Raw genomic sequence first — 14,169 nt, forward strand, 5'->3', positions numbered from 1 at the left:
TCACAACTGCGTATGGACGTGCCGCCCGGCCTGGAGTAAGCAAGTAACAAGTTACTTGGAGGAGCCATGGAGTACGACTACGTGATCGTCGGGGCGGGATCCGCCGGGTGCGTGCTGGCCAACAGGCTCTCGGCCGATCCCGGCGTGACGGTCGCGCTGGTCGAGGCGGGCGGCCAGGACGACAAACTGGAGATCCGCATGCCCGCGGGCTTCGCCAAGCTGTTCAAGACCGACTACGACTGGAACTACACCACGGCCAAACAGGGCGAGATGTCGGGCCGCGAGCTCTACTGGCCCCGCGGCCGCGTGATCGGCGGCTCGTCCTCGCTCAACGCCCAGATGTGGGTACGCGGCTGCGAGCGCGACTACGACCAGTGGGGCGTCTCCGGCTGGTCGTACAGCGAGGTCCTGCCGTACTTCACCAGGGCCGAGCACCGCGTCGGCAGCAACGAGGGCGGCGTCTACGGCACCTCCGGGCCCCTCTACATCTCCGAGCTGCGCAGTCCCAACGTCACCACCGCCGCCTTCCTCAAGGCGTGCGAGGAGCTCGGACTCACCCGGCTCAAGGAGCTGAACGGCCCCTCCAACGAGGGCTACAGCCCCACCCCCGTCACCCAGAACCGGGGCCGCAGATGGAGCTCGGCCGACGCCTACCTGCGTCCGGCCAAGGGCCGGCCCAACCTCCACGTGATCACCGGGGCCACCGTGGACCGGGTGGTGTTCGAGGGTCGGCGCGCGATCGGCATCGAGCACAGCGGCGGGGCCCAGGTCAGGGCCAAGGGCGAGGTCATCCTGTCCGCAGGCGCGATCGGGTCCCCGTACCTGCTGATGCGCTCCGGCGTGGGCGCCCCCGACGAGCTGCGCGACGCGGGGGTCACGGTCGTGCACGAGCTGCCCGAGGTCGGCAAGAACCTCCAGGACCACCTTTCGAGCGGCGTGTACGTCGAGTGCAAGCAGCCGGTGACGCTGACCAAGGCCGAGTCGATCAGCAACCTGCTGCGTTACATCGTGCTGCGCTCCGGCATGCTCACCACGAACGTAGGCGAGGCGGTCGCGTTCATCAGGACCTCGGCCGAGGAGCCCGCTCCCGACATCGAGCTGATCTTCGCGCCCGGGCCGTTCGTCGACCACGGCCTCACCCCGCCGACCGGCCACGGGCTCACCGTCGGCGTCGTGCTGCTGCAGCCGGAGAGCCGCGGCAGGGTCGGGCTCAACGGCCGGGACGTGGTCATCGACCCCGGCTACCTGAGCGCGGAGGCCGACGTCAAACGCCTGGTCGCGGGGCTGAAGACGGCCAAGCAGGTCTTCGCCACGGCCGCGATGAAGCCGTGGGCGGGCGGGCCGATGGCGCCGTACTGGGCGCCGGAGAGCGACGAGGAGCTCGCGCGGTGGGTGCGCGAGCGCGGCGAGACGCTCTACCACCCGGTCGGCACCTGCCGCATGGGGACGGACGACGCCTCCGTGGTCGACCCCTCCCTGCGCGTACGCGGGGTCGAAGGGCTCAGGGTCGTCGACGTGTCGGTGATGCCGACGTTGAACCGCGGCCACACCCATGCCCCGGCTATCATGATCGGCGAAAAGGCAGCCGATCTGATCGGGAAGCACCGGTAAGTGCCTCTTGACGTAAGTGGGCACTTGCAGAAGGCTTGTGTGATATGACACTGTCCGCTGACCTGGACCTGTCGCAGATCCCGTTCTGGGGCCTGCCGCAGTCCGAGCGCAATGAGGCCTTTCGCAGGCTGAGACAGATGGACCGCCCGGTCTTCATGCGGGAGCAGATCCTGCCGTTCATCGGCGGCGGGCCCGGCTTCTACGCCCTGGTGCGCCACGCCGACGTGACCGAGGCCAGCAGGAACGCAGCCGTGTTCAGCAGCGAGCCCTGCTCCAACAGCATTCCCGACATGCCCCGCTGGCTGAGCGTGTACTTCGGCTCCATGATCAATATGGACGACCCGAAACACGCGCAGTTACGGCGGATCGTCTCCAGGGCGTTCACGCCGCGCATCCTGGCGAAGATGGAGGAGGACCTCGCCAGGGCCGCCGCCGAGATCGTGGACGACGCGATCGAGCAGGGGCCGGGCGACTTCGTCGCGCAGGTGGCCGCCAAGCTCCCCGTACGGGTCATCTGCGACATGATGGGGATCCCGGCCGAGTTCCATGACATGGTGCTGCAGCAGACCAACGTCATCCTGGGCAACACCGACCCCGAGTACACCGGCGTCGGCACCGACCTCACCCGCCGCAACGTCGCCAAGGGCCTGGGCAAGCTGCTGCGCGCCGGCTACTCCCTCAACCGGCTGGCCGCCCGCCTCGGCGACGAGCGGCGCAAACGCCCCACGGGCGACCTGGTCAGCCTGCTGGTCAACGGCGAGGAGCGGCTCAGCCCGCAGCAACTCGGGTCGTTCTTCATCCTGCTCGTGGTGGCGGGCAGCGAGACCACCCGCAACGCCATCGCGCACGGCCTCAGGCTCTTCACCGAGCACCCCCACCAGCGCGCGATCCTGCTGAACAACTTCGACGGCCACATCGTCACCGCGTGCGACGAGATCATCCGCTACGCCACACCGGTGATCCAGTTCCGCCGCACGCTGACGCGGGACCACGAGATGAACGGCATGCGGTACAAGAAGGGCGACAAGGTGCTGCTCTTCTACAACTCCGCCAACCGCGACGAGGCCGTCTTCGCCGACCCCGACACCTTCGACATCACCCGCGACCCCAACCCGCACGTCGGCTTCGGCGGGCCCGGGCCGCACTACTGCCTGGGCGCGCACCTGGCGCGCAGGGAGATGACCGTGATGTTCCGCGAGCTGTTCACCCGCGTGCCGCACATCAAGGCCGTGGGCGAGCCCGACCACCTGCTGTCCAACTTCATCAACGGCATCAAGCACATGAGCTACACCTTCTGACCTGCGCGCCGGAGCAGCGCCACCGGCAGCAGCGCTCCGGCCAGCGCCAGCCCGGCCGCCACCAGCAACATCGAGGTGACCCCCGCCCGGTACGGCGCCGCCAGCACGGCCACGCCCACGGCCGTGCCGACCTGCTTGACCGTGTTCACGACGCCGGTGGCCATGCCCACCCGGTCCATCGGCGCGGTCAGGCCGACCTGGTTGGCGACGACGTTCCCGGCGCCCAGGCCCAGGCCGCCGAGGAACAGCCCGAACATGATCGGCGTCCACGGGTCGGCCGCGGGGACGCTCATGACCAGCAGCGCGACCGCGATCAGCGCCGGGCCGGCGGCGATGAGCGCGCCCATCGGCCACCGGTGCAGCACCCGGCCGATCGCGACGGGCCCGATGACGGCCGCCGCGCTGAAGGCCAGGAAACGCGTGCCCGCCTCGACAGGGCTGGTGTGCAGCTCGCCCTGCACGTACAGGGTGAGGTACGTGAACGCGCCCAGCAGCGCCGCCAGCATGAGCAGCGTCGTCCCCGAGCCGACCGCGAACACCCCGTTCCTGAAGAGCCCGAAGTCGATCATCGGCTCGGCCGAGCGCCGCTCCACGACCACGAACGCCGCCAGCAGGACCAGCCCCGCCACCAGCAGCCACGGGAGGTCGTGGATGAGCGCCGGGATGATCGCGAACAGCGCCGCCGCGACCAGCACGATCCCCGCCGGGTCGAGATGGCCACTGCCGCGCGACTCCGCCACCCGCTGCCGCAGCGCCACCAGCACGAACGCGCCGATCGGCAGGTTGATCAGGAAGATCGCCCGCCAGCCGAACGCCCCCGTCAGCGCCCCGCCCACGACCGGGCCCAGCGTCATGGCCAGGCCGGAGACCGCGCTGAAGATCCCGAGCGCCTTGCCCCGCTCCGGCCCCTCGGGGTAGACGGAGGCGATCAACGGCGTCGTGGTCCCGTACAGCGCCGACGCGCCCAGGCCCTGCACGCCCCTGGCCAGGTCGAGCAGGGGCGCCGTCGGGGCCAGGGCGCAGGCCAGCGAGGCCAGCGTGAAGACCGAGACCCCGATCGTCAGCAGCCGGCGCCTGCCGTAGCGGTCGGCCAGGACCCCGGCCGGTAACAGGACCGCGGCCAGCGTGAGCGCGTACGCGTCCACCACCCACTGCACCTCGGGCAGGCTCGCCCCCAGGCCGGAGCGGATGTCGGGCAGCGCGATCGTCACGGCGGTCAGGTCCACCACGACGAGCACGATGGTCAATGACGCGAGCGCGAGCACCCATCCCCGCCGCATGAGTTCTCCTCTGTGATACAGGCCCCTTCGAGTAGTGGTACCTCCGAGGCGGGTCGAATGCTAGGTTTCGCAGTCATGGAGATCAGGACTATCCACGCCAACGGGGTGGAGTTCGCGTATCTGTCGTTGGGTGAGGGGCCGCTGGCGCTGTGCCTGCACGGCTTCCCCGACTCCGCGCACACCTGGCGGCACCTGATGCCCGCGCTGGCCCAGCGCGGCTACCGCGCGGTCGCGCCGTTCATGCGGGGATACGCGCCCACCGAGGTGCCCGCCGACGGCGCGTACGAGGACGCCGCGCTGGTCGCCGACGTCCGCGCGCTGCACGAGGAGCTCGGGGGCGACGAGGACGCGGTCGTCATCGGGCACGACTGGGGCGCCTTCCCCGTGTACCACCTGGCAGGACGTTTCCGGCGCGCCGTCACGCTCGCGGTGCCGCCGCCCGGCTCGCTCGGCGCCGGGTTCCTGGAGTACGAGCAGCTCAAGCGGTCGTTCTACGTCTTCCTCTTCCAGACGGCCGTGGGCGAGGCGGCCGCCGCGAGCCCCGGCTTCCTCGAGAACCTCTGGCGCGACTGGTCGCCCGGCTACGACGCGCGCGAGGACCTGGAGTTCGTACGGCGCAGCATCGGCGAGCCCGCCAACCTGAGCGCGGCCCTCGGCTACTACCGGGCCATGCTCGGCACCACGCCTCCGTCCGGCCGCTACCCGGCGCTGGAGGGCGGGATCACCGCCCCCGTCCTGTTCCTGCACGGCGCCCAGGATGGATGCCTGAGCGCCGAGCTGGCCAAGAACGCGATGAGCCACCTGCCCCCGGGGTCGCGGACCGAGCTGGTGGCGGGCGCCGGGCACTTCCTCCACCTGGAGCGCCCGGCCGAGGTCAACCGGCTGATCCTGGACTGGCTCGGCTCGCCGTCCGCGGCCGAGATGACCCAGGTCCGCCCGCGGGGGTTCACCTCCTGACGCGGCCCGCCTCCTTCCTGAGGACCGCGATCTCCGGATGCTGCCCCGAGAGGCTGACCCGGACCGCCTCCTCCAGCGCGAACCCGCGCGGGATCCCGTCGTGCACCAGCGCCACGGCGAGCCCGTCGGAGGCCAGCACCCGCCGGACCTCCCGCCAGAGCGGGCCGAGGTCCCGCGCGAGCAGCCCGCGGGGCGGCACCTGACGCCCCCAGGGCGGGTTCACCAGCACCCGGTCCACGCTCCCGTCGGCCAGCGGGATCCGCCCGCCGTCCGCCACCCCCCACCCGAACGCCGCCCCGCCCCCGAGCCCGGCGCTTGCTGCGCCCCCGGCCCGTGCGTTGGCGGTCGCGGCGCGGAGTGCGGCCGGGTCGTGGTCGAAGCCCAGGAGACGCGCCCTGGGGGCCAGCGCGTGGGCCTCGATGAGCGTCGTGCCCGCGCCGCAGCACGGGTCGAGCACCGTCCCCGCGCCCCCGAGGCGGGCCAGCGCCGCCATGGCGGCGGCCACCGGCGGGTGCAGCGTGCCCCGGATCGAGCCCGTCTTGTACGCCCGCCGGTGCAGCGGCCGGTCCGCCAGCCGCAGCGCGATGAGCGCCCGGTCGCCCTCGATCGTGACCCGCCACGACATCGCGTCCCGCGGCGGCCGCGCGCCGTCCCTCCTGGAGTGGTACGGCAGCCGCAGCGGCCGCGCCAGCTCGGCCCCGACCGTGTCCTCGATTTCGAACCGGGTGTAGTTGCGCCGCCCGACGAACGACGCCGACACCTCCACCCCGCTGCCCGTCAGCCCTCCCAGGCTCACGGAGCGGGCCGCGAGGGCCAGCCGGCGCAGCGCGGAGCGGCCGTGGCCGATCCCGTCCACCACGGCGGCGGCCAGCAGCACGTCGTCCGCGGTCCGCAGGCCCGTCAGGTCGGCCCCGGGCGCGGCCTCGAACCACACCTCGCGATGGCGCACCCCGTGCACCACGCCCAGCCGGGAACGTCGAATCTCCGTGGCCACCAGGGGCTCGATGCCATGCACCGCCCTGGCCACGGCAAAGGTATGCACGTGTCCTTCTCCCACGTCGCGACCCGGGACGGCGCTCGCTCAGCCGTCCCGCATCGCCGGCGGTGGGGTCGTCCGCGACCCGCCGGCGGATCGCTACCGGAGGTGGAAGAAGAACGTCATGCGCGCCACCCTAGAGCCCGCCCGCCACCGGGAGCCACTGGTTTTCCGGGCCACGAGCACATTGACGTAAGTGCTTGCTTTCACAAAAGATGGCCTTATGAGCGTCCTTGACTTCGATCTGTCTGATCGCGACTTCTGGGCCAGGCCCATGAGCGAGCGCGAGGAGGCGTTCGAGCGGCTGCGCGCGCTGCGGACCCCCGCCTTCTTCCAGGAGATGGAGATCGACTTCGCGCCCAGGGGCCCCGGCTACCACGCCCTCGTCAAGCACGCCGACATCCTCGAGGCCAGCCGCAACCCCGAGGTCTTCTGCTCGGGCGACGGCGGCGCGACGAACATCCCCGACATGCCCGCCGAGTTCGCCGAGTACTTCGGCTCGATGATCAACATGGACGACCCGCGCCACGCGAGACTGCGCAGGATCGTCTCGCGCGCGTTCACGCCCAAGATGATCAAGCAGTTCGAGGCGGACGTCGAGGCGGCGGCTGCCGGCATCGTGGACGACCTGCTGGCGAAGGGGCCGGGCTGCGACTTCGTCACCGAGGTCGCCGCGCGCCTCCCGCTGAAGATCATCTGCGACATGATGGGCATCCCCGAGCGGGACTACCGGTTCGTCTTCGAGCACTCGAACGTCATCCTCGGCGGCTTCGACCCCGAATACGGCGGCGCCGACCTCACCCAGCTCGCCGAGCGCCTGCTCACCGCCGGCATGGAGCTCCAGCAGCTCGTGCAGGACCTCGCCGCCCACCGCGCCGAGAACCCCACGGACGACCTGACGTCGTCCCTGGTCAACGCCAACATCGACGGCGAGCGGCTGACGATGCAGGAGCTGGGGTCGTTCTTCATCCTGCTGGTGGTGGCGGGCAACGAGACCACCAGGAACGCCATCTCGTACGGGCTGCGCCTGCTCACCAACAACCCCGACCAGCGCGCGCTCTGGCTGGAGGACATCGACGGGCACGCGCCCGGCGCCGTGGAGGAGATCGTCCGGCTGGCCTCCCCGGTGAACTTCATGCGCCGCAAGGTCACCAGGGACCACGAGATGAACGGGCACCTCTACCGCAAGGGCGAGAAGGCGGTCCTGTTCTACTGGTCGGCGAACAGGGACGAGAGCGTGTTCGCCGACCCGCACCGCTTCGACATCACCCGGCAGCCCAACCCGCACGTCGGCTTCGGCGGGCCCGGGCCCCACTTCTGCCTGGGCGCGCACCTGGCCCGGCGGGAGATCACGGTGATGTTCCGCGAGCTGCTGCGCCGCGTGCCGCGCATCGAGGGCGGCCGGCCCGACCGGCTGCACTCCATGTTCATCAACGGGATCAAGCACATGGAGTGCGACTTCTGATCAGCCCTGGGCGCCGATCCTCAGCTGGTTCATGACCGTGCGGATGTCGGGCAGGAGTTGCTTGCTGTCCGCCGGGATCGACATGTAGACGATGGCCGGGAGGTTGCCCCCGGTGTTGACGGCCATCGTCACGATCGTGGCCTTCTCGGTCTCCGACGTCAGCGAGTACGCGATCAGCCGTCCCGTGTTGTCGCCCACCTTGATCGGCTGCTGGGCGATCTTGCGGACCTTGTTGCCGGTGGGGAAGAAGCGCTTGCGCGCGTCCAGCACCACCTGCTTGATGACCGGCTCCAGGTTGTCCTTCTCGTAGTACGAGGCCAGCTTCTGCGGCAGCGGGCCCGACATGAGCTGGGCGCTCGTGTCCTGCGTGATCGGGACGAACTGGCGGGTGTCGTAGTTGTACGTGGCCTTGACGGTGGTACGCGTGTCCAGCCGCCACGTGCCGCCCAGGCGCGGGAGCGAGATCCCGGCGGCGGCGTCGGGCACCCTGCCGAGGACCGGGGCGGCTTTGCCCGGGTACTTCGGCAGCGCGCCGATCGTGGTCGAGGACCTCGTGGAGCTCGGCTTCTGCGAGGTGGTCGGCTTCTCGGCCACGGTGTTGGAGGCCGCCGGGTCGTCACCGGCCAGCGGGCCGGCGAGGAACGCCCACAGCAGCGCCGCGACCAGCGCGATCGCCACGGAGCCGCCGAGCGCGTAGATCCAGATGGGCCTGCCCTGACTCTCCTCCTCCAGGGAGTCCTCGTCGCCCATGGCCTGGTAGTCGTCGCCGAAGACGGTGTTCCAGAGCTCCTGCTGGCGCTCCGGCGGCGGTGTGCGGGAGCCGCTGATCTGGCCTGCGGTCACGAACGGGCGGTCGGGGTCCGAGGGGTCGCGGTTCAGGTTCGAGCCGGGGCGCGGGGCGCCGGTGTCCTCGGCGGGGGGTGTGGCGCTGATGTTCGATGAGTCCATGGTGGGGGAGGGGGTGGCGCGGTCGTTGAGCAGGTTCTCCGTGTGCTGGGCGTACGTCATCGTCCGCTCTTCGGAAGGGTGTGCCTGCCGGGGCGGCGCGTGCGCGCCCTGCGGAAGGTCGTCGACCTGGTACATGGCCGTCGCCTGCTCCGGGGAGCCGGCGTCGCCCCGCTCGGCGGGGGGCCAGGGGGCGGGGGAGGAGAGGTTCGACCAGGAGCCGGCGGCCGGGGGCGGCTGTTCCCACGCCGGGATCGGGTCCGGCGGCTGCTCCCACGCGGGGATCGGGTCCGGCACCGGGCGCTCCCCGCCTCTCGGGGGGAACTCCGAGCCGCCCCGTGCCGGGGCCTCGGACCAGGAGGCCGGCCCGGCGCTGCCCTGCTGAGGCCCGTCCGGCCATGAGGACGGCCCGCCGGGGAGCGAGGACGGCCCGCCCGGGAGCGGCGACGGTCCGCCGGGGAGCGGAAGGTCGGGCCGGGAGGACCGCCCGCCCTGCTGTGCGGCATCCGGCCACGAGGACGGGCCGTTCTGCGGCGGGGAGTCGGACCAGGAGGAAGGCCCGTTCTGTGGCGGGGAGTCCGGCCACGAGGAGGGGCCGTTCTGCGGCGGAGAGTCGGGCCAGGCGGTCGGCGCGCTCTGCGGCGACGCCTCCGGCCAGGAGGACGGTCCGGCGCTCTGCGGCGACGAGTCGGGCCAGGAGGACGGGCCCGCCGCGCTCGGGGGCGGCACGTCCGGCCAGGAGGAAGGGCCGGAGGCGCCCTGCGGGGAGGGCTCGGGCCAGGAGGGGCCGGTGGCGTCGCGGGCCGGCGGGGCCGGCCAGGAGGGTCCGGTGGCGCCCTGGGGCGGCAGGTCCGGCCACGACTGCGGGCCCCCGGCCTCGGAACGGGCGGGCTCGGGGCGGGACCTGCGGGGTGGCTCCGGCCAGGAGTCGTCCGTGCGCGGCGGCTCGGGCCACGCCGGGTCCTGCTGAGCGGACCTCGGGGCCTCGGGCCAGGACATGGGGACCTCCGTTGCGGGGGAGCCGGGCGCGTCGCGGCGCGGTGCGTCTGGCCAGGACGGTGGCAGGTGTGGTCCGGAATTCTCCGTTGCCATTGCTGCCGGCCCTCCCGAGTATCTGTCCGGATAGCCCGTTATATCCGGATTCGACGTACCAGGCATGATCTCATGGGATTTTCCAGGAGATACAGGTGGTTCCGCAGCGAAACGAGCGAAGCCGTGCGGATCCGTCGGCGGGTCCTGCATAGGCAGGCCTGCCTCCGGTTGCTCGGGCTCAGCTGGGTACACCACGGTGACAAGGGTATTCATAGGGGACGAATGAGGTCACAACGGATACATCACCATCAGGTCTCGCTGGACCTGAAGGGTCCATTGTGCCTGCGGACCTCGATCGAGTATCTGCATTCAGCCGAAGACGTGCGCTAGGCTTGACACATGCGTTCCGCGACCCTGCTTCTTAGCGGGCCGCGACGGCCCTGAAGATTCTCGCCGTCGCGGCTACCCCTCGTTGTGTGCACGGGGGGTTTTCTTATGGGGTCCGAATCAAGCCAGAAGGACAGTAGCCGTGAGTGAGTACGATCCGCAGGCGCTGCAGGCCAAGTGGCAGCAGCGGTGGGAGGAGCAGGAACCCTACCGGGCGAGCGAAGACCCGGCTGACCCGCGCGAGCGCCGCTACATGCTCGACATGTTCCCCTACCCGTCCGGCGACCTGCACATGGGGCACGCCGAGGCCTTCGGGCTGGGCGACGTGGTCGCTCGTTACTGGTACCAGCAGGGTTACAACGTCATGCACCCGATCGGGTGGGACTCCTTCGGCCTGCCGGCGGAGAACGCCGCGATCAAGAGGAACGCCCACCCGGCCGAGTGGACCTACGCCAACATCGAGACGCAGGTCACCTCGTTCAAGCGCTACGCGCTGTCCTTCGACTGGTCGCGCCGTTTGCACACCAGCGACCCCGACTACTACCGCTGGAACCAGTGGCTGTTCAACCGGTTCTTCGAGCGCGGCCTGGCCTACCGCAAGGGCGGCCTGGTCAACTGGTGCCCCAACGACCAGACCGTGCTGGCCAACGAGCAGGTCGTGGCCGGCAAGTGCGAGCGCTGCGGCGCCGACGTCGTCCGCCGCGAGCTGACGCAGTGGTACTTCAAGATCACTGACTACGCGCAGCGCCTGCTGGACGACATGGACCAGCTGCAGGAGGGCTGGTCCGAGCGGCTGCTGACCATGCAGCGCAACTGGATCGGCCGCTCCGAGGGCGCCGACGTGCTGTTCGAGATCGAGGGCCGCGAGGAGCCGGTCCACGTCTACACCACGCGGCCCGACACGCTGTTCGGCGCCACCTTCTTCGTGGTCGCCGTGGACGCCAAGCTGGCCGACGAGATCGTCACCGACGAGCACCGCGCCGAGTTCGAGGCCTACCGCGCCGAGGTCGCCAAGCTGAGCGACATCGAGCGGCTGTCCACCGACAAGGAGAAGACCGGCGTCTTCCTGGGCCGCTACGCGGTCAACCCGGTCAACGGCGAGCGCATCCCGGTCTGGGCGGCCGACTACGTGCTGTCCGACTACGGCCACGGCGCCATCATGGCCGTGCCCGCCCACGACCAGCGCGACCTGGACTTCGCGGTGAAGTTCGAGCTGCCGGTGAAGGTCGTCGTGCACACCGGCCTGGCCGACCCGGGCGAGACCGGCGAGGCCACGCCGGGCGAGGGCACGCTGGTCAACTCCGGGCCGCTCGACGGCCTGACCAAGGTCGAGGCCATCTCCAAGATCATCGAGATCCTGGAGCGCGAGGGCAGGGGCACGGGCGCGGTCAACTACCGGCTGCGCGACTGGCTGCTGTCCCGCCAGCGGTTCTGGGGCACGCCGATCCCGATCATCCACTGCGGCGACTGCGGCGAGGTGCCCGTCCCCGACGAGCAGCTGCCGGTCACGCTGCCCGACATGCGCGGCGAGGCACTGGCCCCCAAGGGCGTCTCCCCGCTGGCCAGCGCCACCGAGTGGGTCAACGTCGAGTGCCCCAAGTGCGGCGGCGCGGCCAAGCGCGACACCGACACGATGGACACGTTCGTCGACTCGTCGTGGTACTACCTGCGTTACTGCTCGCCCGGCTACACCGACGGCCCGTTCGACGTCGAGCGGGTGCGCAAGTGGGGCCCGATCGACCAGTACGTCGGCGGCATCGAGCACGCGGTGCTGCACCTGCTCTACTCGCGGTTCTTCACCAAGGTCCTGCACGACATGGGCATGGTCGACTTCACCGAGCCGTTCCGGCGCATGCTGAACCAGGGCCAGGTGATCAACGGCGGCAAGGCCATGTCGAAGTCCCTGGGCAACGGCGTCGATCTGGGGCAGCAGATCGACGACTTCGGCGTCGACGCCGTGCGCCTGACCATGGTCTTCGCCGGGCCGCCCGAGGACGACATCGACTGGGCCGACCTCTCGCCGGCGGCGTCGCTGAAGTTCCTGGCCCGCGCGCTGCGCGTCATGTCCGAGGTGGACAGCGCGCCCGGCGTGGCGTTCGAGGGCGGCGACGTGGAGCTGCGCAAGGTCACCCACCGCACGATCGACGAGGTCACCAAGCTGGTCGAGTCCTACCGCTTCAATGTCGCGGTGGCGCGCATGATGGAGCTGACCTCGGCCACGCGCAAGGCCATCGACTCCGGCCCCGGCGCCGGTGACCCGGCGGTGCGCGAGGCCGCGGAGACGCTGGCGATCATGTTGTCGCTGGTGGCCCCGTACACCTCCGAGGAGGGCTGGGAGCGGCTGGGCCGCACCGGCGCCGTCGCCTTCGCCGGGTGGCCGGTGGCCGAGCCCGCGCTGCTGGTGCAGGAGTCGGTCACCTGCGTGGTGCAGGTGGCGGGCAAGGTGCGCGACCGGCTGGAGGTCTCGCCGGACATCACCGAGGACGAGCTGCGGCAGCTGGCGCTGGCCTCGGAGAAGGTCGCCCCCTACCTGACGAACTCGCCCCGCAAGGTGATCGTCCGGGCGCCCAAGCTGGTCAACATCGTCCCGTAACTCATAGCTCGCGCAGGGCCGGCAGCAGCTCCTTCTCCGCCCAGTCGAAGAAGGGCTGCTGCTGGTCGTGCCCGATCTGGACGAGCGCGACGTGGGTGTACCCGGCGTCGGCGAACTGCCTGACGCCCTGCACGACCGCGTCCACGTCGTTCCCGCACGGCACGCTCTGGGCCACGTCCTCGGGGCGTACGGTGCCGGTCGCGGCGGCGAAGTTCACCGGACCGGGCAGCTCGGCCATGACCTTCCAACCGCCGGCGGCCGCCCAGCGCCACAGGCGGTGTGCCCGATCCCTGGCGGCCTCGGGATCGGTGTCGTACGCGATGGGCAGCTGCCCGTACACGGGCCTGCCGTGCCCGCCCGCGGCGTTGAACTGCCTGACCACGTCCGGCAGCGGTTCGTTGACCACCAGCACGTCGCCGTACTCGGCGGCGATCTCCGCGGACTGGCCGCCCGAGGCGGCGATGGCGAGCGGGACCGGCCGCTCCGGCAGGTCGTAGAGCTTGGCCGAGTCGACGTCGTAGAACTCGCCCTGGTACGTGACGTAGTCGCCGCCGAACAGCAGCTTGATGATCCGGATCGCCTCGGCGAACATCCGGTGCCGGGTGTCCACGGGTGGCCAGCCCTCGCCGATGACGTGCTCGTTCAGGTTCTCGCCGGCCCCGAGGCCCAGCGTGAACCTGCCCTCGCTCAGCACGCCCATGGTCGCCGCCTTCTGGGCCACCACGGCCGGGTGGTAGCGCATGATGGGGCAGGTCACGTACGTCATGAGCGGCAGGCGCCGGGTGACCTGGGCCGCCGCGCCGAGCACGGACCAGCAGTACGGCGAGTGCCCCATCTCCTCGATCCACGGGAAGTAGTGGTCGGAGATGACCGCGTAGTCGAAGCCGATCCGCTCGGCCACCGCGGCGTGATCGACCAGCTCCCGCGCGGGGGTCTGCTCGGACATCAAGGTGTAGCCGATTTGTACCATATGGTGCCGCGTACCCGGGTTTGTCGGTCTTAGTCGGTGGACTGGAGTTCCTCCAGCACCAGCCCTATGCCGATGCCGAGCAGCCAGATGTCCTTGACCAGCCCGATGCCCTGCTCGGACGGGCGCAGGCTGCCCTCCTGCCGCATCCCCGGCGTCCTGAGATACAGGCCGACCAGCCCTGCCGCGAACCCGGTCAGAGCGGCCCCCGCCACCAGCGACGGCACGATCGGCACGAGCAGCGCGGTCCCGAGCGCGATCTCGCTTCTGGAGAGCAGCCTGGTGAAGGCCACCGGGTCCATGTCACGCAGGAACGGGTACGTGTTCGCCGCCATGCCGTGCAGGCCCGCCGCGGTCTGCTCGTCGGCGTGGACCTTGCTGAGCCCGGAGTTGAGGATGACGGCCGCGGCCGCCAGGCGGGACGGGAGCTGGTGTGGACGGGCGCAAAACTTCATAGTCCATCCTCTTCCCGGCATTTCAGGCACATCCCCTACTTGACAGTTCGCGGGACGTGGTGGGCCCGTTCGAGGGAGAATTCTTGGGCTGACCTTGGCATCTGGCATTAATGTGCACATGTGACAAATGGCGCATACCTCAG

10 protein-coding genes are annotated in these 14,169 nt (G+C 70.6%); 5 read left to right on the plus strand and 5 right to left on the minus strand.

Annotation, left to right across the window (positions count from 1 at the left end; all coding sequences use genetic code 11):
- Nucleotides 1-66: 66 nt before the first annotated feature.
- Both ACIHFD_RS00140 and ACIHFD_RS00145 read left to right on the plus strand, forming a co-directional pair.
- Complete coding sequence (locus ACIHFD_RS00140; RefSeq protein WP_397364910.1) at nt 67-1,611, plus strand: GMC family oxidoreductase; 1,545 nt, start codon at nt 67-69, stop codon at nt 1,609-1,611.
- A gap of 44 nt (nt 1,612-1,655) precedes the next feature.
- On the plus strand, nt 1,656-2,909 hold the full coding sequence (locus ACIHFD_RS00145; RefSeq protein ID WP_355204668.1) for a cytochrome P450: 1,254 nt from the start codon (nt 1,656-1,658) through the stop codon (nt 2,907-2,909).
- Here ACIHFD_RS00145 and ACIHFD_RS00150 read toward each other — a convergent pair.
- Nucleotides 2,897-4,189: an MFS transporter gene (locus tag ACIHFD_RS00150; protein ID WP_397364911.1), complete on the minus strand. Its 1,293-nt coding sequence runs from the start codon at nt 4,187-4,189 to the stop codon at nt 2,897-2,899. The two genes, ACIHFD_RS00145 and ACIHFD_RS00150, sit on opposite strands and share 13 nt — an antisense overlap.
- Before the next feature lie 75 nt (nt 4,190-4,264).
- Here ACIHFD_RS00150 and ACIHFD_RS00155 point away from each other — a divergent pair, with 75 nt between their 5' ends.
- On the plus strand, nt 4,265-5,146 hold the full coding sequence (locus ACIHFD_RS00155; protein WP_397364912.1) for an alpha/beta fold hydrolase: 882 nt from the start codon (nt 4,265-4,267) through the stop codon (nt 5,144-5,146).
- On the opposite strand, the gene ACIHFD_RS00160 is transcribed toward ACIHFD_RS00155, so the two are convergent.
- Nucleotides 5,136-6,188, minus strand: coding sequence for a methyltransferase domain-containing protein (locus ACIHFD_RS00160; protein WP_397364913.1), 1,053 nt, complete (start codon nt 6,186-6,188; stop codon nt 5,136-5,138). The genes ACIHFD_RS00155 and ACIHFD_RS00160 overlap by 11 nt on opposite strands.
- A gap of 217 nt (nt 6,189-6,405) precedes the next feature.
- Here ACIHFD_RS00160 and ACIHFD_RS00165 point away from each other — a divergent pair, with 217 nt between their 5' ends.
- On the plus strand, nt 6,406-7,647 hold the full coding sequence (locus ACIHFD_RS00165) for a cytochrome P450 (RefSeq protein ID WP_350739250.1): 1,242 nt from the start codon (nt 6,406-6,408) through the stop codon (nt 7,645-7,647).
- Here the strand turns inward: ACIHFD_RS00165 and ACIHFD_RS00170 are convergent, their stop codons facing one another.
- Nucleotides 7,648-9,591 carry a hypothetical protein gene (locus tag ACIHFD_RS00170; RefSeq protein WP_397364914.1) on the minus strand — a complete coding sequence of 648 codons (1,944 nt, stop codon included), beginning with the start codon at nt 9,589-9,591 and terminating at the stop codon, nt 7,648-7,650. It lies immediately after the preceding gene.
- A 562-nt stretch (nt 9,592-10,153) separates the two neighbouring features.
- Between ACIHFD_RS00170 and leuS the strand changes: the two genes are divergently transcribed.
- Nucleotides 10,154-12,604, plus strand: coding sequence for a leucine--tRNA ligase (leuS, locus tag ACIHFD_RS00175; RefSeq protein WP_355204652.1), 2,451 nt, complete (start codon nt 10,154-10,156; stop codon nt 12,602-12,604).
- 1 nt (nt 12,605) lies between these two features.
- Here the strand turns inward: leuS and ACIHFD_RS00180 are convergent, their stop codons facing one another.
- Nucleotides 12,606-13,574 (minus strand): TIGR03557 family F420-dependent LLM class oxidoreductase, encoded by a 969-nt coding sequence (locus ACIHFD_RS00180; protein WP_350739242.1) that lies wholly within the window; start codon nt 13,572-13,574, stop codon nt 12,606-12,608.
- 29 nt (nt 13,575-13,603) lie between these two features.
- The gene (locus tag ACIHFD_RS00185; RefSeq protein WP_397364915.1) at nt 13,604-14,026 is read right to left on the minus strand and encodes a hypothetical protein; all 423 of its coding nucleotides are present in this window, start codon (nt 14,024-14,026) and stop codon (nt 13,604-13,606) included.
- Nucleotides 14,027-14,169: the final 143 nt, after the last annotated feature.

It is taken from the genome of Nonomuraea sp. NPDC051941 (assembly GCF_044593615.1).